The organism is Amycolatopsis sp. cmx-11-51, from assembly GCF_047608665.1.
In the GTDB taxonomy this organism is placed as follows: Bacteria; Actinomycetota; Actinomycetes; order Mycobacteriales; family Pseudonocardiaceae; genus Amycolatopsis.
On sequence record NZ_JADNQO010000008.1, the window covers coordinates 55,362 to 77,929 of the forward strand.

Consider the following 22,568-nt stretch of genomic DNA (forward strand, 5'->3'; position numbering starts at 1 on the left):
TACAGTGTACATATACGCTGTAAATCAGGGGGTGGCGTGAACGACGTGATCATCGTGGGCGGCGGACCGGTCGGCCTGCTGCTGGCCGGTGAGCTCCGGTTGGCCGGAGCGGATCCGCTCGTCCTGGAGGTGGCCGACGGGTCCGTTCGCCGAAACCGGAGTTTCGGATTGCGCGGTATCAACGGCCGGACCTCGCAGTCCTTGCGGCTGCGTGGCCTCACCGAGGCGTTGTCGGAGGCGCAGAGCGAGATGTACGGCGTCGCCCGAGGGCTCTCGCAGATGATGAAGGGGAATCGGGCCAGGGGGCATTTCGCGGGCCTGCCGCTGCTGGAAGACGAGGTCGAGCCTGGCGCGGTGGGCGGGTTCGTGCTCAGGCAGCATGTCGTGGAACGAATCTTCACCGACTGGGCGACAGGGCTCGGTGTCCGGATCCACACGGGCCACGAAGTCGTCGATGTCGTTCAGGAGGACGACGCGGTCCGGGCCGTGCTCGCCGACGGTCGTTCCGAGCGGGCCGCCTATCTGGTGGGGTGCGACGGCGGTCGTAGCGTCGTGCGGAAACGGACCGGGATCGCGTTCCCCGGTACGGACGCGACGATGACCGGGCGAGTCGCCGCGGCCCAGCTCGCCGATCCCGGTGCGGTGAAGTCGTCCATGCACGGTCCCGGCGGAATGGTGCACCTGTCGCCGGTGCCGGGGGAGATCTCCACCATGGAGTTCGACGGCGGACCGGGCGACCGGGACACGCCACTGACGGCCGAGGAGATGCAAGCGAGCATCAGTCGCGCCAGCGGACTCGACGTGACGGTCACCCGGCTGGACGGCGGAATCCGCTTCAGTGACAACACGCGCCAAGCGGCCACTTATCGGCAGGGACGGGTGCTCCTGGCGGGCGACGCCGCGCACGTGCACTCGCCGATCGGTGGTCAAGGGCTGAATCTCGGTCTCCAGGACGCGATGAACCTCGGTTGGAAACTGGGCCTGGTGGCACAAGGTGCGGCGCCTGAGTCCTTATTGGACACGTACACCGCCGAACGGCATCCCGTGGGCGAGCGCGTGCTGCGCAACACCCGGGCTCAGGTCGCCCTGATGCGTCCCGGCCCACAGATCGCCGCGCTCCGCGAGGTGCTGGAGGAGACGCTGGAGATCCCGGCGGCCAAACGGCATTTCCTCGCGATGGGCAACGGGGTCGACATCGACTACGCGCCGGACGCCACCCATCCGCTCGTCGGCCGGTTCGCTCCGCTGCCGCTGGTGTCCGAAGACGGCCGTTCGATCTTGGTGGCCGGCTCCGAAGAGATCCTGGGCGCGGTGAACGGCCGGGTCCGGACCGTCGAGACGGACTCCGAGCCGTCCTTCCTGATGCGTCCGGACGGGTATGTCGCGTGGGCCGCCTCCGGCGGTGATCCGGCTGGACTGACCGAAGCACTCCGTCTCGTTGTGGGTTCCGGTCAAGCGCGTGTATAAAGTGAAACGAGTGTTCAAAATATAACGACTGTTCAAGTTTTGGAGTGTGTCGTGGCCAACCTGTACCGCGCGTTGTTCTCCGCGAAGGGCTCGATCGCCTTCACCGCGGCGGGCTTGGTCGCGCGGATCCCGGTCCCCATGATGGGGATCGGGATCATCACCATGCTGGCTCAGACACGCGGCGACTATGGCCTCGCCGGGCTGGTCTCGGCGGCGTTCACGCTGTCCATGGCGCTGCTCGGACCGCAGGTCTCGCGGCTGGTCGATCGCCGGGGGCAGGGCCGGATCCTCCTGCCGGTGACGGGGATCAGCGTGATGGCGCTCGGCGCGCTGCTGCTCTGCGCCCGGTTCGGGGCTCCCGCCTGGACGCTGTACGTGTGCGCGATCCTCGCCGGGTTCATGCCCAGCATGGCGGCGATGGTCCGGGCCCGCTGGTCACAGCTGTACCGCGACTCGCCCCGGCTGCATACGGCGTTCGCGCTGGAATCGGTGATCGACGAACTGACGTTCGTCATCGGGCCCGCGCTGTCGGTGGCGTTGTGCACCACCGTCTTTCCCGAAGCGGGACCGCTGGTCGCCGTGGTGTTCCTCGCCGTCGGAGTGCTGCTGTTCGTCGCGCAGCGCGAGACGGAACCGCCTGTCCTGCCCACGAGCGGACCGGCCGGCCGGTCGGCGATCCGGCTGGGCGCGGTACGGGTGCTGGTGCTGACGCTGATGGCGGGCGGTGTCATCGTCGGCACGGTCGACGTCGTCAGCGTGGCTTTCGCCGAGCACGTCGGGTCCCCGGCGGCCGCGGGCATCGTCGTGTCGGTCTACGCGGTGGGCTCCGCGATCTCCGGACTGGCTTTCGGGACGGTCAAGATGACCATGGCGCCGCCCCGGTTGCTCCTGATCGGCACCGCGGGCACGGCCGCGAGTGCGGTGCCGCTGCTGATCGTGGACGGCATCGCGAGCCTGTGCGTCGTGGTCTTCGTCGCCGGATTGTTCTTCTCTCCCACGATGATCGTCGTGATGGGAATGATCGAGAAAATCGTCCCGGCCGAGAAACTGACCGAGGGGATGACCTGGGCGATCACCGGCCTCAGCATCGGGGTCGCCCTCGGTGCCGCGGTGTCGGGCGAGGCTGTCGACCGCTTCGGGCCGGACGGTGGGTTCACCGTCGCGGTCGTCGCGGGCGGTTCGATCATCCTGATCGCCCTGCTCTCGTATCCTCTGTTGAGCACCGGGGTGCGTGAGAGAGCGGAGGCGGCACGCTGAACGAACCGATCACCGACGGCCGCCTTGCCAAGGGCGAACAACGGAAACGAGAGCTGATCGAGGCCACCCTGCGCATCGTCGCGAGGGAAGGGGTGTCGGGGGTCAGCCACCGTACGGTCGCGCGCGAAGCCGGCCTCCCCGCGACGGCGGCCGCGTACCACTTCCGGGGGATCGAAGACCTGCTGACCGCCGCGCTGACCCGATGCATGGACGAAGACGCCGAGCGGATGCGCGTCCTCGCCGCGGAAACCGGCGAAGACGCCTTGCCGAAATTCGCCGCCCTGCTGGCTTGGGTGGCGAGGGAACCAGGGCATCTGCTGGCGGAGTACGAGCTGTACCTGCTGGCGGCGCGGGAGCCGAAACTCCGCGAGTCGACCGATCGCTGGATGGCGGCCTTGGCGGACTTCGCGCGACGGCACACCGACGATCCGGTGCGGGTCGAGATGCTGGTCGGGCTGGTGGACGGGTTGCTGCTGCAGGCTTTACTGCGTGATGAACCGCCGACCACGGAACGGTTCGAGGCCATCTTGCGGGCCGCGCTGGGTTCGTGAAGGGTGATTCAGCCGAAGAAGCACGACTTTCGCACCTTCCGGTACATGAAGGCCTCCCTCCTTGCGCTAGTGTCGCGTGATCCTGCTTGTTTGACGTTTGGTTTCGTTCCTCGGACGGCGATCTCGCGTGATCAGACGGCGGTTACGCGTGATCAGACGGCGATCTCGCGTGATTGGACGGCGATCTCCGGAGATCGCCGTCTGATCACGGGTAAGACCTGCAGGATCACGCGACACTTGGCGCAGGGCCCGGCAAAGTCGAGGTCTTGCAGGTCAGGCGTTATTCGTCGCGGGAACACACCGGTCGCGGAGCTTGATCAACAGAGGTTCAGGGACATGCCCCTCCGGCACACGCCCGAGCGGGGAGGATTTCGGACGTTGAACGTCCGAAATCCTCCCCGCTCGACCCTTACAGGCACTAGCGATGCCAAACCCGGACTACCATCAGCAGCGCAGACCAGCTCTGCGACTTTGCCGGGACCCTGCCGCTAGTCGCAAGGCAGGGGGGCCTTCATGTACTTCAGGCAACACGGATCCGTCGCCTCAGGTAATCGCGGGTGGTGACCAGGTCAGCCGCGGATCCGTCTGTACGAAGCTACCCAGCAGCTGATCGACCTGGGTCAGCACATCGAGGTCCAGCGCCACCCCGGACGCCTTCGCGTTCTCGGTCACCTGGGCGGCGTTGCTCGCCCCGGTCACCACCGAGGCGACGGTGTTGTGCTGCAACGTCCACGCGAGCGCCAGCTGGGCCATGGTCAGCCCGGCCTCGTCGGCGACGCCACGCAGCATGCCGACGCGTTCGAGGAGGTCGGGCAGGAGCAGCGGCCGGGCCTCGCGCGAGGTCGCGGCCCGCGAGTCCGGCGGGATGTCGCCCGGCCGGTATTTGCCGGTCAGTACGCCCTGCGCGAGGGCGACCGACGCGAACTGGCCGATCCCGGCGCGTTCGCACACCGGCATCACCTGCGCCTCGGCGACCCGCCAGAGCATCGAGTAGTGCGGCTGGTTGGCGATGAGCGGGACGCCGTGCCGATCGGCGATCGGCTTGGCCTCCAGCAACTGTTCGGCCGTCCACTCCGCGGTGCCGGCGTAGAGGATCTTCCCCTGCCGCACCAGATCCGACAGCGCGAGGAACGTCTCTTCCAGTGGGGTGCGGTAGTCGAACCGCAGCAACTGGTAGACGTCGACGTAGTCGGTGCGCAGGCGCCGCAGCGATCCGTGCAGTGACGTGGTCAGATGCTTGCGGCTGAGGCCGGCGTCGTTGACACCGGGGCCTTCGGGCCAGAACACGCCGGTGCACAGCACGAGATCGTCGCGGCGCGCGTGGGCAAGTGCCGCGGCGAGGTTCTCTTCGGCGGCACCGCCGTCCCAGGCCGCGGCGGTGTGGAAGGTTGTGATGCCCGCGTCGAGCGCGGCTTGGACGCATGCCGCGCCGTCGGGGTGCGTGAGCCAGTTGCCGTAGGAGATCTCGCTGACGGACAGCCCGCTCGCGCCGAGCCTGCGGTAGTCCATGCTCACCTCTTCCGAGCGCCGGTTTCCAGGATGGTGCGGTCGATCCATTCGTCGAGACCCGCCGCCTTGCGCGCGTAGGTCTCCCGTACCGATTCGTGCGGCAGGATCAGGAACTCCTCCGACGCCAGGCCGTGCACGACGGATTCCGCGACTTCCTCCGGTTCCAGCAGTGGTGCCGCGGCGGCGATCGCGAGCGCGGCGGGGTGCCCGGCGGCGATCCCCGGTTCCAGCAACGCGGTCCGCACCCCGAGCGGGCACAGCGCGCTGACCCGGACCCCGCGCGGCCGGTAGGTGATGGCCAGCCATTCGGCGAGCCCGACGGCCGCGTGTTTGGTCACCGAGTAGGGCGCGTCGCCAGGGGTGCCGAGCAGACCGGCTCCCGAGGCCGTGATCAGCAGGTATCCCTGACCACGGCTCAACATCGCGGGGAGCGCGACCTGCGCGGCGTGCACATGCTGCATGACGTTGATCGCCCACGACTTCGACCATTGTTCGTCGGCGGCGTGCACGCCCGTCCCGAACGCGGCGCCGGCGTTGGAACAGAACAGGTCCACCGGCCCGAATTCCGTCCGCGCCTCGGTCACCAGCATCTTCAAGTCCTCTTTGGACGATGCGTCGGCGTGGCGCGCGATCGCGGCACCGCCCGAGGCCGTGATTCCGGCGGCGACCTTCTCGGCCGCGTCGAGATCGAGGTCGGAGACCACCACTCCGGCGGCGCCCTCGGCGGCGAACCGCCGGGCCATCGCGGCACCGATACCGTGTGCCGCGCCGGTCAGCACGACGACTCGTCCTGTCACTTCCACATGCGCTCCATGGTTATTGTTTCTGCTTTCGATGACGATTCGCCTGTTTTGTTACGCCGGTGAGCGACGCGGTGTCAAAATCTGGAATGCGAGTGATAAAAGTGCAGGTCAAAGGCTTGTTCTGGCGTTGTCGACATATTTGTTTCCGGCGCCGGACTTTAGCACGCGTTCCCTTGTTTTCCGAGTTTTCATGCGGGAGTATTGCGCTCTCTGCGGCAAGTAGGTTATTTCTTGGGAATCCCGCTGAAGATCGCCGAACCCGGCGAGGTTCGACCAGCCCCAGCCGAACAGGAGGTCCGCCGGTGAGTCTTGCGACGGCGCGCACGCGGGTACTGGGCGTCAACCCGCTCGGACGTCCGGATGCCGGACTGGCGGCCGCCGTCGCCAGGGGAGGTGGCCTCGGCGTACTGGACCTCGCGGGCAAGGGGTCCATAGTGGACGGAGGGTTCCCTTTCGGTATCCGGATCCCCGAGGACCGCCACGTGCGGTCCGAAGAGGTACGGGAGAGCGGCGCGGGGCTCGTCCTGCTGGCCGAAGGGGCAGTTTGGCAGGGCAGGGCCGACGTCCCCGTGCTGGCCGAGGTGACCGGTGTCGAGCAGGCCGTCCGGATGCTCGGCACCGGCGCCTCTGGTCTGGTCGCGAAAGGCTCCGAAGCAGGCGGCTCGGACCTCACCACGTTCGTCCTGCTGCAGCGGTTGCTGGAGCGGTTCGGTGAGGACGTCCCGGTGTGGGCGTACGGCGGCATCGGGCCGCGGACGGCGGTGGCCGCGATCACGGGAGGCGCGGCAGGCGTGGTGCTCGATGGACTCGGCCTGTTCCCGGAGGCCGACGTGCCCGAGGCGAAGAGGAACGAACTCGCCAGGGCCGACGATGGACTCGCGAAGTTGTTCGAGAATCGCTTCGAGGACGCGGAAAGCGCTGTCCGATCGGTCGTGCGCTCACTCGCCACGCCGCCGTCGGCGAGTCCCCTTGACCAAGGCGCCCGGCTGTGCCGGACGTTGGGGACCCGCCTCCCGGTCGTGCAGGGACCGATGACGCGGGTGAGTGACCAACCCGGTTTCGCCGCCGCCGTCGCCGCGCACGACGGGTTCCCGTTCGTCGCGGTGGCCACCGCGAACGGCGCCAAGACCGCCGAACTGCTCGGCCGCACCGCCGAAGCGCTCGGCGAACGGCCATGGGGCGCGGGCATCCTCGGCTTCGTCCCGGAGGCCCTGCGCGCCGAACAACTCGCGGCGGTCCGGGCCGCGCGCCCGCGCTGCGTGCTGATCGCGGGCGGGAAGCCCGCGCAGGCCAAGGCACTCGAAGCCGACGGGATCGCGACCTTCCTGCATGTGCCGTCGCCGATCCTGCTGCGGCAGTTCCTCGACGCCGGGATCCGCCGGTTCGTCTTCGAGGGCGCCGAATGCGGTGGACACGTCGGCCCGCGGTCGAGTTTCGTGCTGTGGGAGCAGCAACTGGACGTCTTGGGTGAACACGGCGCCAAGGACGTCGAAGTGTTGTTCGCGGGCGGTGTGCACGACGCCCGGTCCGCCGCCATGGTCGCCGCGATGGCGGAGACACTGGAGGGCGGCGGGATCGGTGTCCTGATGGGCACCGCGTACCTGTTCACCGAGGAAGCCGTGGCCCACGGCGCCATCACCGAGGTCTTCCAGGACCGGGTGCTCGGCGCCGGGTCCACGGTCACCCTGGAGACCGCGCCCGGACATCTCACCCGCTGCCTGCCCAGCCCGTACACCGACGAGTTCGCCGCGCTGAAGGCCGGGCTCCACGCGGACGGTGTCCCGCCGCAGGAGAGCTGGCAACGGCTGGAGGAGCTGAACACCGGACGGCTGCGGATCGCGAGCAAGGGGATCCGGCGCGACGGAGACGCTCTCGTCGAGGTGGACGCCGATGGTCAGCTCGCCGAGGGTATGTACATGGCTGGACAGGTGACGGTTCTGCGGGAACAGGGCACCGATATCGCCACGTTGCACCGCGAAGTCACCGAGGGTGCGGCTGAACTGCTCGCCTCCCGCGCGCTACCCGAAGAATCCGTTGTGGACGGTGACGTCGCCATTGTCGGCATGGCTTGTGTGTTTCCCGGGGCCCCCGACCTCCCGGCCTTCTGGTCCAACGTCCTGCGCGGCGCGGACGCCGTCACCGAGGTGCCGGATCAGCGCTGGGACAAGCAGGTCTACGCGGATCAGTCGACGTCCAAGTGGGGCGGTTTCCTGCCACCGGTGGACTTCGATCCGCTCGCGTACGGCATTCCCCCGAAGTCGATGGGCAGTATCGACCCCGCCCAGCTGGTGTCGTTGCAGACCGCGCGGCGCGCGCTGGAAGACGCGGGCTACGGCGACGGCGGTTTCGACCGTGAGCGCACCAGCGTCATCTTCGGCGCCGAAGCCGGGGGTGACCTGGCGAACGCCGGGGTCCTGCGCGCGCTGCTGCCCAGCTATCTCGAAGACGTCCCGGAAGAACTGCTCGCGCAGTTGCCGGAACTGACCGAGGACTCGTTCCCCGGTACACTCGCCAACGTCATCTCCGGCCGGATCGCCAACCGGCTCGACCTCGGCGGCACCAACTACACCGTGGACGCCGCGTGCGGCTCCTCACTGGCGGCGCTGGACCTCGCGGTGAAGGAACTGCGGGCGGGCACGAGCGCGATGGTCCTGTGCGGTGCGGTCGACCTGCACAACGGCGTCAACGACTACCTCATGTTCACCTCCGCGGGCGCGCTGTCGCCGACCGGCCGGTGTCGTCCGTTCGACGCGGCGGCGGACGGGATCGCGCTCGGCGAGGGCGTGGCGTGCCTCGTGCTCAAGCGGCGGGCCGACGCCGAACGTGACGGCGACCGGGTCTACGCCGTGGTCAAGGGTGTCGGCGCCGCCAGCGACGGCAAGGCGCTCGGCCTCACCGCGCCCCGGCCCGAGGGACAACGGCGAGCGCTCGAACGGGCCTACCGCGACGCCGGGGTGTCCCCGGCGGACGTCTCGCTGGTGGAGGCGCACGGCACCGGCACGGTCGTCGGCGACGCCACCGAACTGACCACGCTCACCGAGTTCTTCCTCGACGCGGGAGCCGAGGCAGGCACGTGCGCGCTGGGTTCGGTGAAAAGCCAGATCGGGCACACGAAATGCGCCGCGGGACTGGCGGGCCTGATGAAGGCGGCGCTGGCGCTGTGGCACGAGGTCGTGCCGCCCACGCTGCACCTGAGCAGGCCGAACCCCGCCTGGGACGCCCAGAGCAGTCCCTTCACCTTCTCCACCGGTGCCCGGCCGTCGCCGGTTCCACCCGGACGTGAGTTCGCGGGCGTGAGCGCGTTCGGGTTCGGTGGGACCAATTTCCACGCGGTGCTGGCCGCACCGGGAGTGCCGCCCGCCCGGCGGCACGGGCCGCGCGACTGGGACGCCGAGCTGGTCATGGTCCGCGGTTCCGATGTGGACGGTGCCCGCGCCGCGTTGCGCGAGCTCCTGTCGATGAACAAAGGTCGTCCGCTGCGGGAAATCGCCGCTCTCGCCGCCGAGCGGGGCAGGCCGGAGCCAGTGCGGCTCGCGGTCGTCGCGAGTGATCTCGCGGAACTGTGCGAGGCCGCCGAGAACGGGGGCGGGCTCACCGCGGGGAACACCGACTCCGGTGCGGTCGCGTTCCTGTTTCCCGGGCAGGGCAGTCAACGGACCGGCATGCTGACGGACCTGTTCGTGCACTTCCCGGAACTGGCCGACGTCCTGCGGCTCGCCCCCGACGTCGCCGCGACCACGTTCCCGTCGCGTGCCTTCGCCGAGGAAACACGCGCGGCGCGGGATGAGGCGCTCAAGGACACGCGGGTCGCGCAGCCCGCGCTCGGGCTCGTCGAGTCGGCCGTGTGCCGGTTGCTCGCCGACCTCGGCGTCCGGCCGGATCTGCTGGCGGGCCACAGCTACGGCGAACTGGCCGCGCTGTCGGTCGCCGGTGCCTTCGACACCCCGACCCTGGTGGCACTCAGCCGGGCCAGGGCCCGCTCGATCGCCGAGGTCGCGGGCAGCGACCCGGGGGCGATGGCCGCGGTGAAGGCGTCCCGCGAGGAACTGGCCGCCGCCCTCGACCGGTCCGACGTCGTGCTGGCCAACCACAACGCACCCGGGCAGACCGTCCTTTCCGGACCGACCGCGGCCATCGAAGACGCCGTCCGCGCGCTGCGGGAGCAGGGGATCGGGGCCAAGCGGATCCCCGTCGCCTGCGCCTTCCACAGCCCGCTGGTGGCCGGGGCGAGTGACGTGTTCGCCGTCGACCTCGACAACGCCGAGATCGACGAGCCGGGCTTGCCGGTGTGGTCGAACCGCACCGCCCGGCCCTACGAGCCCGGGAAGGTGCGCGCCGAACTGGCCGATCAGATCGGATCGCCGGTGCGCTTCGTCGATCTGATCGAGGACATGTACGCGGCGGGCGCGCGCACGTTCGTCGAGGCGGGCCCAGGGCAGGTGCTTTCCCGGCTCGCCGAGGACATCCTCGGCGACCGGCCGCACACCGTGATCGCCTGTGATCCCGGTGGCCCAGGCCTGCGAGGGTTCCTCACCGCGCTCGCGCGTTTGGCGCTCACGGGCGTCGACGTGCGCACCGAACGGCTCTTCCGTGGCCGAGTTCGCGTCGGCCCGCTTCCCACGCCGGCTTGGACCGTGGACGGCCAGACCGTCCGCGCGCCCGGTGGCGAGGTCCCCGCCCATGGGCTCGTGCCCGCCCGACGAATCCCGAGGACGACCATGAACCAGCCCGCGCCCGGTCGTGACCAGGCCGTCGTCGAATTCCTCCGCACCAGCCGCGAACTGCTGGCCGCGCAGCGGGACGTGATGCTGGGGTACCTCGGCACCGCGCCCCTCGCCGCCGCTCCGGCACCGGCCCCGGTCGCACCGGTGCTGCTTCCCCCGGTCGAGGCCCCGGCGGTGATCGTGCCCGTCATCGCGCCGGAGCCCGTCGCCGAGACCGCCGTCACGGACGTCCTGGCCACCGTCATCGGCGCGATCAGCGAACGCACCGGCTACCCGGCCGAGATGATCGACGACGATCTCGACCTCGAAGCGGATCTTTCCATCGACTCGATCAAACGCACCGAAATCGCGGGCTCGCTGCTGGCGAAACTCGGCCTCTCCGGACGGGTGCACGACGACGCCCAGGACCAGCTCAGCCGCGACCGGACGGCGAGCGCGCTCGCCGCACGGCTGCGGAAGTGGCTCGAACCGGCGGCTCCGGTCGCCGTGACACCGGCCCCCGCCGAGGCTCCGGCAGGCCGCGCGCCCGGCCGGTACCTGCTCAGCCGGGTAGCCGCGCCGCTCGGGACACCGGACCTCGCCCGGGTGGGCGGCAAAACCATCGCGGTGAGTTTCGAACCCGGTCAGGAGGAGTTGGCCGAGTCGGTCCGCGCGGTGTTCGCCGAGGCGGGCGCCGTACCGGGAGCGCTGGACGACACGGACATCCTGCTCGTGCTGAATCCGTTGTCGGAAAACGAAGAACCGGCCGCGACGCAGGTCTTCTCCTTGCTCAAAGGTGCCAAGGGCGCGGTGATCGTGGTCGCGAGGCCGGGGGCCGGGCACACCGCCGGGCTGCGTGGCCTTGTCCGCGCCGCGGCGCGGGAACGGAGCGAGCCGACGAGACTGGTCGAACTGGAGTCCACGGTGGACCTCGCGCGGATAGCGCTGGAGGAGGCGATCGCCGAAGGGCCCGCCGCCGTTCGGTACGACACCGCCGGTCGCGCCGCTTTCGAGCCGTCCGCGGGCTCTCTCGGTTCGGTCGCCTACGCGGGCGCGGGTCCCGGCGGTGGCGAGACCACCGCACTCGGGCTCGGGCCGGATTCGGTGTTGCTGCTGATCGGTGGTGCTCGCGGGATCACCGCGCGGGCGGCGGTCGCGCTGGCGGCGAGCGGCTGCCGGATCGAACTGGCCGGGCGCACCCCGTGGCCCGCCGAACCCGGCGACGAGGACTTGCCCGGCGACGCGCCGGGAATGCGGTCGGCCTTGGCCGCGCGCGGCGGTTCGCTGGTGGACATCGAACGCCGGGTGCGTACCGTGCTGGCCCAGCGTGAGATCGACAGGACGCTCGACCAGATCACCGCGGCCGGTGGTACCGCGGCCTACCGGTCGCTCGACGTGCGGGACGGCGCCGCGGTCCGGCAGGTGGTCAAAGACCTGCACACCCGCTACGGGCGCATCGACGGTGTCGTCCACGCGGCCGGGGTGATCGACGACAAGCTGATGGCGGACAAGGACGAGCACTCGTTCCGTACGGTTTACGGGACCAAAGTGGACGGTGCCCGCGCGTTGCTCGACGCTTTGGAGCACTTCGGCGTGCGGCCCGGGTTCGTGGCCTTCTTCGGCAGTATCGCCGCCGTACTGGGCAACCGGGGCCAGACCGACTACGCGGCGGCGAACGACGCACTGGAGACCCTTGGTGAGCAGTGGGCGGACCGCACCGGCTGCCGGGCGCTGACCGTCCATTGGGGACCGTGGGCGCCGTCGGACGACCACGCCGGCATGGTGTCACCGGAACTGGCGCGCGAGTACGAACGCCGGGAGGTCGCGCTGATCGACCCGGACGAAGGCACCGCCGCCCTCTTGCGTGAACTGGCCTACGGCCCGGCCGATGTCCGCTCGGTGCTGTACACGGCATCGCTGTGGTGAATCAGGAGCCGGTCGCGATCGTCGGCATGGGCGTGTTCCTCCCCGGATCGTCCACTGTGGACGAGTACTGGCGGAACATCGTCTCCGGTACCGACGCGATCACCGAGATCCCGCCGCACCGCTGGGACCCGAGCTTCCACGACGGTGACGGTCGCACCCCCGACCGCACCTACGGGCGGCGCGGCGGGTTCGTCGCCGACAGCCTGGACTTCGACGCGACGGGTCTCGGCATCGCCCCCAGTTCGGTCGCCGGGATGGAGCCCGACCAGCTGGTCGCGCTGGCCGTCGCCGCTTCCGCGGTCGACGACGCGGGCGGCCTGCGGCGGCTGGGCGATCTCGAACGCGTGGGCGTGATCCTCGGCAGGGGCGGCTATCTGTCGCCCGGGCTCCAGCGGTTCGACCAGCGGGTCCGGTCGGTCCGGCAGATCACCGGCGCCGTCCGGGAACTGCTCCCGTCGGCGCGGCCGGAGATGCTCGACAAGCTGCGGGACGCGTTGCTGGAACCGCTCGGCGAGTTCCGGCCCGACACCGCGATCGGGCTGGTGCCGAACCTCGCCGCGTCACGGGTGGCCAACCGCTTGGACCTCGGCGGCCCCGCGTACACGGTGGACGCCGCCTGCGCTTCTTCGCTGCTCGCCGTGGATCAGGCGATCGGTGAACTCGTCCGGCGCCGCTGCGACGTCGTGCTGGCGGGTGGGGTGCACCATTGCCATGACGACACGCTCTGGTCGATGTTCACCCAGCTCGGCGCTCTGTCCCCGAGCCAGCGGATCAGCCCGTTCTCGCGGGAGGCGGACGGTTTGCTGATCGGCGAGGGCACGGCGATCGTCGTGCTGAAACGGTTCTACGACGCGCGCCGCGACGGCGACCGGGTCTACGCGGTGCTGCGCGGGTCCGGGACGTCCAGCGACGGCAAGGGCGCTAGCCTGCTCAGCCCGGCCGTGGCGGGCCAGACCCTGGCACTGCGCCGCGCGTGGGCGTCGGCGGGCCTCGATCCCACCGCACCCGGCGCACTCGGCCTGCTGGAAGCACACGGGACCGCGACGCCGATCGGGGACGCGGCCGAACTGGCCACGCTCGCCGAGGTGTTCGGCCCGCCGGATGGACCGCGTGCGGCGATCGGCGCGGTGAAGGCGATGATCGGGCACACCATGCCCACCGCCGGTGCCGCCGGCCTGATCAAGGCGGCGCTCGCGCTGCACCACGCCGTCCTGCCGCCCACCCTGAACTGCGCCGATCCGAGTCCGCTGCTGGACAAGACCCGGTTCCGGACCTTGGCGACGGCCGAGCGATGGTTCGCCGGTGACGTGCCACGCCGGGCGGCGGTCAACGCCTTCGGTTTCGGCGGCGTCAACGCGCATGTGGTGCTGGAAGAGGCCGACCCGGCGCCCACGCGTCCGCGCCGGGCGAAGGTGACCGAGGAGCCGGAGCGGATCCTGTTGCTCGCGGCGTCCACTCCGGACGAACTGCGCGCGCTGCTGGACGGCCCGGACCCGGAATCCGGCGGACGGGGCCCGTGCCGCATCGGGATCGTCGGACCGACCGAAAAGCGGCTCGAAGTCGCGCGAAGGGTGCTCGCCAAGGTCGCGGCGGAGGGCAAGTCCTGGCACGGACCCAACGACATCTGGTGCAGTACGGCGCCTTTGCTGGAGCAGGACGGCGCGAAGACCGCGTTCGTCTACCCGGGGCTGGAGGCGGACGCGGAACCGCGCTGCGCCGACGTCGCCCGGCACTTCGGCCTGGAGCGGCCCGAGTGGTCGACGACGAGTGTCCTGTCCCGAGCGTCGAGTGTGTCCCAGGTCGGGCTGCTGCTCGACACCGCGCTACGGCGGCTCGCCATCACCCCGGACCTGCTCGCCGGGCACAGCGTCGGCGAGTGGACCGCGATGCAGGCCGCCGGGATGTACCCGAGTCGGTCCACAGAAGACATGTTGAGCCGGTACTGGCCGCGGGGATTCACCCTGCCCGACGCCGAATTCCTGGTACTCGGCTGTTCCGCGGAACGAGCGTCCGCGCTGCTCGCCGCCGAGCCGGAATTGATGATCTCCCACGAGAACGCGCCACGGCAGACGATCGTATGCGGTGACCCGGCGGCCGCGGCCCGGCTCGCCCGCCTGTGCACCCAGCACGGCGTCGTCGCACGGACGCTGCCGTTCCGGTCCGGGTTCCACACCCCGCTGATGCGCTCCCGGCTCGGACCGTTCACCCTGCTCGCGGCGGAACTGGACTTGAAGACACCGCGGATCCCGGTCTGGTCGGCGACCACGGCCCGGCCGTATCCCGAGGACCCGGTGGAGGTCCGCGAGCTGTACCTGGCCCACCTGGTGCGCAAGGTCCGGTTCCGGGAACTCATCGACGCGCTCCACGCCGACGGCGCCCGCGTTTTCGTGCAGGCGGGTGCCGGTCAGGTCGGTTCGTTCGTGGCCGACACGCTGGGGGAGCGGCCGCATCTGGTCATCGCGGCGTCGTCCGGCACGAAGCCCGGTCTCGCCCAGCTGCGCCGGGTGGCCACCGCGGTCTGGGTGGAGGGTGGGCGGCCCGCGTTCGACGTACTGGAGCCGCGCCGCACCCGGATCGACACGGCGGGCGGCCTGCTCTCGGTCGACGGCGACGCCAAGGGCATGTTCGACGACACGGTTCCCGAACTGGCCGACGGCGTGCCGGACGCGATCGTCGCCGAGTTCACCGCGCTGCTCGCCGAGACCAGGCAGGCCGCCGCGAGTGTCGTCAACGCGGCCGCCCGGCGCACCGACGAGTCCACTGTGGACGTCTCGCTCGCGGCGATGCCGTACTTGGCGGATCACCGCTTCTTCCGTCAACGCGGGGACTGGCCCGATGAAGCGGACTTCCGCCCCACCGTCCCCGCCACGACGCTGGTCGACCTCGCCTGCCGGGCGGCGGAACGGGCCTGGCCGGAGATGATCGCGACCGGCGTGCGCAACGCGGCCTTCTCCCGGTGGCTGATCGCCGCCCCCGCGCGGCGCGTGCCGCTTTCGATGACCCGTGAGGGCGACCGGATCAGTGTCCAAATCGGACCGCACGCCAGTATGGACGTCCAGCTGACATCGCGGTATCCCACGGCTCCCCGGCCGTCCCCGCTGCCTGGACCGGAAACCGCGCCCCCGCTGAGCGCCGCCGAGATCTACTCGCGCCGTGAGATGTTCCACGGCCCCGCGTACCGAGGGCTCGCCAGGCTCACCGGGCTCGGCGAACGGCACATCCGCGGCGACCTCGTCGTGCCGACGGCGCCCGGCGCGCTGCTGGACAACGTCGGACAGCTGCTGGGCTGCTGGCTGATGGCCACCAAGGCGGACGCGCTGCTGGCGTTCCCGACGTCGATGGGCCGGATCACCTGGTACGGCCCGGAACCGGCGCCGGGCACGTCGCTCCAGTGCGTCGTCCGGGTCCGGCTGCCGCGGCCGGACGTGCTGGAGATGGACGCCGAACTGGTGCGCGACGGCGCCGTACTGGCCCGGATCGAACAATGGCGGGACATCCGGTTCCCGTGCGACCGGCCCGCTCACCGGGTCTACGCCTTCCCTGACCGGTACCGGCTTTCCGAGGACCACCCCGGTGGCTGGACGCTGGTCACCGACCGGTGGCCGAGCCCGGCCGCGCGCGACATCTACGCCGGCGTCCACCTCGGTTCGGCGGAACGCGCCGAATTCGCCGCCTGCGCGCCCCGACGGCAGCGCGGCTGGCTGCTGGAACGGATCGCGATCAAGGACGCCGTGCGCGCGAAACTCGGGCTGGACGGCGTTTACCCGGCCGAAATCCGGGTCAGCGCCGACGGGACCACGGTGACCGGTCTTCACGGCCGGGAACTGCCGGACCTGGCGGTGGCCGTCGCGACGATCAAAGACGTGGCGGTCGCCCTCGTCCGGGAACGGGGCGCGACGCCGCCCCGGATCGCGATCCGGGCCGAGGGTGATTCGGCCGGGCTGGCCGAGGAGATCGGCGCGGGGATGGAGTTCGCCGGGATACCGGGGCACGTGGTGGCCTGGAACCGCGGGTAGGAACGGTGGGCGGAGCTGAGATGTCCTTGGGCAAAGGACCAGACGCGTGGACCCGCCCTGCCCGCCCGCCGGACGTGGTCTCCCTGGCCGCGCCCTGCCGACGTCGATCGCGGCCGCGGGTTCACCGCAAACATTGAGGAACAGGAGCAGACATGACGATCGAACAGCAGAGCCCGGCGTCGGTCTTCGGCACCGTGGCCGAATTGCTGAGAGAACTGGTGGGGGACGTCGACGTCCTCGGCATCGAGATCACCCCGCAGACCACTTTCCACGAGGATCTCCAGCTGGAGAGCATCGACCTGGTGACGTTCGCGAGCATCCTCGCCGAGTTCTTCGGTGCGGACGTCAATCTCGCGGAGTTCCTGGCGGAGAAGGATCTCGACGACGTGATCGAACTGCGGGTCGGCGACATCGCCGACTACGTGGCCGCCCGCCTCGGCGAACGGGGCTGAGACGGTGCCGACGATGACCGTCAACGGGCTGCGCACGAACGTGCACCTCGTGCCCGGCGGGGGTACCGAGACCGTGGTGTTCCTGCACGGCATGGGCACCGACAGCCTGGCGAGCTTCTACCTCACACTGGCCCCGCCGGTCGCCGCCGCCGGGGTGGACGTGATCAGCTACGACCTGCGCGGGCACGGCAAGACCGAACGTCCCGAGCGCGGGTACACGATCGCGGACTTCATCGCCGACCTCGACGACCTGCTCGCCCAGCTCGACCTCGACCGGCCGGTGCACCTGGTGGGCAACAGTTTCGGCGGCACCCTCGCGTACAGCTACGCCGTCGCGAATCCGGAGCGCGTGCGCAGCATCGTGTGCATCGAGTCGGAGCCCGCCACCGAACTGTGGGCGGACAAGATGGCGCAGATCCTCGAGCACACCGTGCGGTTCTTGAAGGTCGAGGAGAGCTTCGACTGGATCGAAGCCAACTACAGCGCCCATCACCGGCGGCTGGCGAGAATGGCGGCCGAGCGGATCATGTCCACGACGATGGCCGAGGAGGTGCCGCTCGGCCCGTTGCTGACCCTGGACCAGGTGGCGGGGATCGACTGCCCCGTACTGTCCATTTTGGGCAGTCACGGCTATCAGGCCGACGACCTCAACGCGCTGACGTCCTTGTTGCCCAGAGGCGAGTTGCACGTGTTCGAGGGTCAGGGGCATTCGGTGCTCGTCGAGCAGCACCGTGAGGTGCGGGAGCTGCTGCTGAACTGGATCGCCCGGCACGGGGGGCCGCGCGGATGAGCCGGTTCCTGCTGGTCGTCCCGCCGCTCACCGGACATGTGGCGCCGTTGCGCGCGGTGGCCGCCGAACTCCTGGGCCGTGGCCACGACGTCGCCTGGTGCGGTCCGGAACCCACGACTTCGGAGTTGACAAGGGCGGGCCGGGTGTACGCGGCCGGGGACGCGCTGGAGTTCGCCGTGGAGCGGCGTCCCGAGGGCCTGCGCGGCTTCGCGGCACTGAAGTTTTTGTGGGAGCAGTATCTTGTCCCGCTCGCGGACGCGATGGTCCCCGGGGTCGAGAGGGCGGTGGCCGCTTTCCGGCCCGACGTCGTGCTCGCCGACCAGCAGGCTTTCGCGGGCGCTCTCGTGGCGAGCCGCCGAGGTCTGCCGTGGGTGACCTCGGCGTCGACGTCGACCGAACTCGGCGACCCGCTCGGCACCATGCCGAAGATCGCCGCCTGGGTCGACAGGCTGCAGGAAGACCTCCGGACGCGGCACAAGGTGTCCTGTGGCGACCTGCGCTTTTCCCCGGACCTCGTCCTCGCTTTCACCACCGTGTCACTGACCGGGCCGATCGCCGACGCGCACGCGGTCCGGTTCGTCGGTCCGGCGCTGGCTCCCGCGCCCCCGGTGGGCTTCTCGTGGGACCGGCTCGACGGCCGCCCGCTCGTCCTCGCCACCCTCGGCACCGCCAACGCCGCTCTCGGCCGCCGCTTCCTGTCCGAATGCGTCGACGCCCTCGCCGGGATGCCCGACGTCCAGGGTCTGGTCGTCGACCCCACCGGCGAACTGCTCAGCGAGGAAGTGCTGATGGCCAGGCGGATCCCGCAGGCGGAAGTGGTGCGGAAGGCGGCGGCGGTGATTTGTCACGGTGGGCACAACACCGTCAGCGAGACCCTCGCGTCCGGGCTGCCGCTGGTGATCGCGCCGATCCGGGACGACCAGTCGATGCTGGCTCAACAGGTCGAGGCCGCGGGCGTGGGGCTGCGGCTGCGCTTCGACCGCGTGAAGGCACCGGACATCCGCGGCACGCTCACCGAAGTGCTGACCGAGCCCGCCTACGCCGCGGCGGCCGCGCGGGTGCGGGCATCGTTCGCGGCGGCCGGGGGAGTGGTGGCCGCCGCGGACCACCTGGAGTCCTTGCCGCGTTAGGCGGCGCTGCACCGGCCACACACACTGCGCTCCCCGCACCGCCGAAGTCCGTGAAGGACTCCTTGAGAGACCCAGAGTCCCTTAAGGAGTCCTTCACGGACATGCGCGGGCCACCTCACCGTGGCGCGACCTCCCCGGGTGACCGGAACGTCCTTGCCGCGATCCAACCGCCCGCCAGCGCCGCGACGGCCGCGATCGCGAGCGACACGGGGATCGACCAGCCCGACGGCCGTCCCAGCGCGAGCGCCCTGGTCGCGTCGATCGCGTAGGTCAGCGGGTTGATCGCCGAGGCCACCCGCAGCCAGGTCGGCATGGTCTCGAGCGGCATGTAGGCGCTGGAGGAGAACATCAGCGGGAACATGACCACGAAGGACGCCATCTGCAGGGTTTCGGCCTTGCGCAGCCAGGTCGTGATGGCGACGAAGATCCAGCTCAGGCACCAGCCGACGACGAGCGTGAGCAGAAGCGCCGCGGTGACACCGAAAACCCCGCCGGTCGGCCGGAAACCGAGCAGCACCACACTGGTGAGCGCCGTCACGAGTAGCTGCACCGCGAGCCGGGCGGAATCGGAGATGGTGCGGGCCACCAGGACGGCCGAAAGGCTGATGGGCATGCATCGAAGGCGTCCGGTGAAGCCACTGTAGATCTCCGCGAGCAGGCCGGCGCCCGAACTCATCGCCGTGGTCATCGCGATGTTCACCAGTGTCGCCGGGACGAGGAAGTTCACGTAGCCCTGGTAGGCCGCGACACCGGGCAGCGTGCTGACGCCGTTGAAGACCTGGCTGAACAGCAGGAGCAGCACGATCGGTTGCAGGAGACCGAAGAACACCAGCCGCCGGTCGCCGAACGCGGTCTTCAGCGAGCGCCCGGCGAGGACACGGACCTGGGTGGCGAAAGTACTCGGCTGCCACGAAGCCGGATCGGAGAGGACAACCGGCGAAGGTGCGCGGTGCCGTGCCTCGGTCATGACGGGACCGCCGGAATCCGGTGCAGGGAAAGGTAGACGTCGTCGAGCGTCGGCTCGGCGACGGTGAGGTCCTTCATCGGCGCGCCCGCCGCGTCCAGCGCGCGGACCAGCACCGTGATGTCCGAGGGCCCGGACAGCGCGACGCCGATCACCAGCCCGGAGGCCGACGTCGTGCAGCTCATGCCGAGCCGGTGCAGTGCGCCCAGCGCCCGGTGGGCGGCGAGTCCGGTGCCGAAGGTCAGGGTCGCGGTCCGTTCCCCGAGCCGGGCCTTCAGTTCCGACGGCCGCCCGGAAACCGTGACGTGCCCCAGCCCCAGCACGATGACGTGATCCGCCAGCCTGTCCGCCTCCTCGAGGTACTGCGTGGTGAGCACGACGGTGGTGCCCCGGGCGGCGAGCAGTTCGACGCCGTCCCAGAGCCCCGCGCGGCTGAGCGGGTCGAGTCCGGTCGTCGGTTCGTCCAGGAAGAGGACCTCGGGGGAGCCGACGAGACCGGCGGCGAGATCGAGCCGTCGCCGCATCCCGCCGGAGTACGTGCGCGCGGGCCGGTCCGCGGCGTCGTCGAGGCCGAACATGGCGAGCAGTTCGGCCGCACGGGCACTGGCCTGGCGCCGGTTCGCGCCCAGCAACCGCGCGACGAGCTCGAGATTGCCGCGGCCGGAGAGCGCGTCGTCGACCGCCGCGAACTGGCCGGTGACCCCGATCCGCCGCCGGACGTCATGCCCGGCGCGGACGACGTCGAAACCGCAGACCTTGGCGCTTCCGCCGCTCGGTTTCACCCGGGTGCTGAGGATGTCGATCAGCGTCGTCTTACCGGCGCCGTTGTGGCCGAGCACCGCGAGCACGGTGCCACGGTCGACACGAAGACTGACGCCGGCGAGGGCGGTCACCTCACCGTAGTGCTTGGCGAGGCCGGTCACCTCGATGGCAGCCTGCTCCATTCGCCGAACGTAGCGGTGGTTTCGGTACGGCCGCAATGAACGGTCGCGGACTCCGGACGCGCGTGACAATCCCGGCCGTCGTCTCCCGCACGCACGTCACAAGAACGCGCAGGTGACAGTTTCTCGTTCCCGTTCGCAGACGAAAGTGACAAAAGTGATTTCGGGCGGACCTCGATGCCAGTGAATTATGCACCTGACCGCATGTGGATGACAAAGAAAAGACGCCGGATTCGATGTCCTTGCCGGTGCGGGTTGGCAGAGGTAATTTACCGCTTTCGTGACGGTGCCGTTTCGGCCGTGTCACGCAATTTCTCCGATTCCCCGGGAGTGACCGTTGTGAAGTTCCCCCCACTGAAGTCGAAAAGATCCGTGCAGGCCTTGGCCGCCGGTACGGTGGCCGCCGTCGCGGCCACCCTGGGCATTGCCGGCGCGGGCATGAGCGAGGCGGCGCCCGCGTCGCTGACGTTGAAGTACACCTGTCCGTTTCCGCTGATCGGTAACCAGATCCTGGTCGTGAAGATCGACACCGTCCTGCCGGACGACGCCGTCGCGGGCAAGACGTCCACCCCGATCACGTTCGACGTCGACGTCACCGTTCCGGCGGACGCGACCGCCGGGCTCGGGCTGGTCGGCGCCACCACCGTCGAGGGCAGCGCGAAGGCAGGCGCGGTGCTGAAGTATCCGGTCGACAAGACACTGAACCTCGGCCTGCCGCTGGTCATCCCGGTCACGCCGGTGCCGGAGTCAGGTGATTTCCACGTCAAGACCAGCGGCAAGGCGCCCGCGGTCACGTTCCCGAGCGCCGGCACCGCCTCGGTGACGGTCGGGAACTTCAGCACGACCATGACGCCGAAGAACGCGCAGGGGCAGCCGACCGACCTCGGCACGTTCACCTCGGACTGCGTCGTCCAGCCTGGACAGAACCAGCAGCTGGGGACGTTCGAGATCAAGCCCGCGGGCGGTGGTACGACGACGCCCACTTCTCCGACTCCGACCTCGGAGCCGACGCCCACCCCGACGAGCGAGCCGACTCCGACTCCGACTTCGACGACGCCGACTACTCCGACGAGCGAGCCGACGCCGACTTCGACGACGCCGACCACTCCGACGAGCGAACCGACTCCGACCTCTGAACCCACGCCGACTCCGACCTCCGAACCCACGCCGACTCCGACCTCGGAGCCGACGCCCACCCCGACGAGCGAGCCGACGCCGACTCCGACTTCGACGACGCCGACCACTCCGACGAGCGAACCGACCCCGACCTCCGAACCCACGCCGACTCCGACCACGGAACCGACTCCCACCACCTCGCCCACTCCGACCACGCCGACGACGCCCACCTCGGAGCCGACGCCGACGACCCAGCCGACGAGCCCGACCACCGCGCCGACCACGACGCAGCCGCCGGGTGACACGAAGATCGTCTACGGCGTCAAGGGCAAGACCACCATCGCGGGGCTGAACGCCAAGCTGCCGCTGGGCCCCGGTGAGTTCACCGCGAAGCTGAACGCGCAGTCGGGCAAATTCACCGGGCAGCTTTCGCTGCCGCCGTCTTCGGTGCAGTTCCGCTTCCTCGGCTTCTTCCCCGCCTCGGCGACGGTGAAGATCAACCAGGTCGGCGACGTGACGGGCACCGTCAACGCCGGTGCGGTCAAGGCCGACGCGAAGGCCGACGTCAAGCTGCTCACGGTGCGGTTGTTCGGCTTCCCGATCCTGGCGAGTTCGACGTGCAAGACGGCTCAGCCCGCCGACATCCCGTTGGTTTCGTCGCACGGCTTCAACCCGATGAAGGGCGGCAAGCTGACGGCTGAGTACAGGCTGCCGCAGTTCCGCGGTTGTGGCCTGCTCACCCCGATGATCAGCGCGATGGCTTCGGGTGACGGGAACAGCCTGGAAGTGAACCTCACCAAGAAGTAGGTCAAGTCTCGTGGGTGGTAATGACGGTGGGAACCGTCATTACCACTCACGAGTCCCACTCCAAAACAGTTACCCTCATTACAACCTTTCACCGTCGCCGCCCCGCCATTCCCGAATTACTTGTTTCCCTGATCTT

The 22,568-nt window shown here is 69.9% G+C and carries 13 protein-coding genes; 9 read left to right on the plus strand and 4 right to left on the minus strand.

The window, feature by feature from the left end:
* The first annotated feature begins 36 nt into the window (after positions 1-36).
* Genes ACM6LU_RS25345 through ACM6LU_RS25355 form a run of 3 tightly spaced genes read left to right on the plus strand, consistent with a single transcriptional unit; the run spans position 37 to position 3,275 of the window.
* Positions 37-1,467, plus strand: a complete 1,431-nt coding sequence (locus tag ACM6LU_RS25345) for an FAD-dependent monooxygenase (protein WP_414940260.1) — start codon at positions 37-39, stop codon at positions 1,465-1,467.
* A gap of 51 nt (positions 1,468-1,518) precedes the next feature.
* Positions 1,519-2,724 (plus strand): MFS transporter, encoded by a 1,206-nt coding sequence (locus ACM6LU_RS25350; RefSeq protein ID WP_414940261.1) that lies wholly within the window; start codon positions 1,519-1,521, stop codon positions 2,722-2,724.
* A gap of 56 nt (positions 2,725-2,780) precedes the next feature.
* Positions 2,781-3,275, plus strand: a complete 495-nt coding sequence (locus ACM6LU_RS25355; RefSeq protein ID WP_414940449.1) for a TetR/AcrR family transcriptional regulator — start codon at positions 2,781-2,783, stop codon at positions 3,273-3,275.
* Positions 3,276-3,818: 543 nt separating this feature from the next.
* Here ACM6LU_RS25355 and ACM6LU_RS25360 read toward each other — a convergent pair.
* Positions 3,819-4,784, minus strand: coding sequence for an aldo/keto reductase (locus ACM6LU_RS25360; RefSeq protein ID WP_414940262.1), 966 nt, complete (start codon positions 4,782-4,784; stop codon positions 3,819-3,821).
* Between the two features lie 2 nt (positions 4,785-4,786).
* Complete coding sequence (locus ACM6LU_RS25365) at positions 4,787-5,587, minus strand: SDR family oxidoreductase (RefSeq protein ID WP_414940263.1); 801 nt, start codon at positions 5,585-5,587, stop codon at positions 4,787-4,789.
* Between the two features lie 302 nt (positions 5,588-5,889).
* Between ACM6LU_RS25365 and ACM6LU_RS25370 the strand changes: the two genes are divergently transcribed.
* The 5 genes from ACM6LU_RS25370 (at position 5,890) to ACM6LU_RS25390 (ending at position 18,604) form a co-directional block, all read left to right on the plus strand.
* Positions 5,890-12,216, plus strand: a complete 6,327-nt coding sequence (locus ACM6LU_RS25370) for an SDR family NAD(P)-dependent oxidoreductase (protein WP_414940264.1) — start codon at positions 5,890-5,892, stop codon at positions 12,214-12,216.
* Complete coding sequence (locus ACM6LU_RS25375; RefSeq protein WP_414940265.1) at positions 12,210-16,232, plus strand: beta-ketoacyl synthase N-terminal-like domain-containing protein; 4,023 nt, start codon at positions 12,210-12,212, stop codon at positions 16,230-16,232. Before ACM6LU_RS25370 ends, ACM6LU_RS25375 begins: the two co-directional genes overlap by 7 nt.
* A 152-nt stretch (positions 16,233-16,384) precedes the next feature.
* On the plus strand, positions 16,385-16,684 hold the full coding sequence (locus ACM6LU_RS25380) for a phosphopantetheine-binding protein (protein ID WP_414940266.1): 300 nt from the start codon (positions 16,385-16,387) through the stop codon (positions 16,682-16,684).
* Between the two features lie 4 nt (positions 16,685-16,688).
* Entirely contained in the window at positions 16,689-17,474 is a 786-nt protein-coding gene (locus tag ACM6LU_RS25385; protein ID WP_414940267.1) for an alpha/beta fold hydrolase, read from the plus strand.
* Complete coding sequence (locus ACM6LU_RS25390) at positions 17,471-18,604, plus strand: glycosyltransferase (RefSeq protein ID WP_414940268.1); 1,134 nt, start codon at positions 17,471-17,473, stop codon at positions 18,602-18,604. The genes ACM6LU_RS25385 and ACM6LU_RS25390 overlap by 4 nt, the downstream gene beginning before the upstream one ends.
* A gap of 115 nt (positions 18,605-18,719) precedes the next feature.
* On the opposite strand, the gene ACM6LU_RS25395 is transcribed toward ACM6LU_RS25390, so the two are convergent.
* Together ACM6LU_RS25395 and ACM6LU_RS25400 are read right to left on the minus strand one after the other, a co-directional pair.
* On the minus strand, positions 18,720-19,571 hold the full coding sequence (locus tag ACM6LU_RS25395; RefSeq protein ID WP_414940269.1) for an ABC transporter permease: 852 nt from the start codon (positions 19,569-19,571) through the stop codon (positions 18,720-18,722).
* Complete coding sequence (locus ACM6LU_RS25400; RefSeq protein WP_414940270.1) at positions 19,568-20,512, minus strand: ATP-binding cassette domain-containing protein; 945 nt, start codon at positions 20,510-20,512, stop codon at positions 19,568-19,570. The genes ACM6LU_RS25395 and ACM6LU_RS25400 overlap by 4 nt, the downstream gene beginning before the upstream one ends.
* 336 nt (positions 20,513-20,848) lie before the next feature.
* On the opposite strand from ACM6LU_RS25400, the gene ACM6LU_RS25405 reads away from it, so the two are divergent.
* Entirely contained in the window at positions 20,849-22,432 is a 1,584-nt protein-coding gene (locus ACM6LU_RS25405) for a DUF6801 domain-containing protein (RefSeq protein WP_414940271.1), read from the plus strand.
* Positions 22,433-22,568 lie beyond the last annotated feature (136 nt).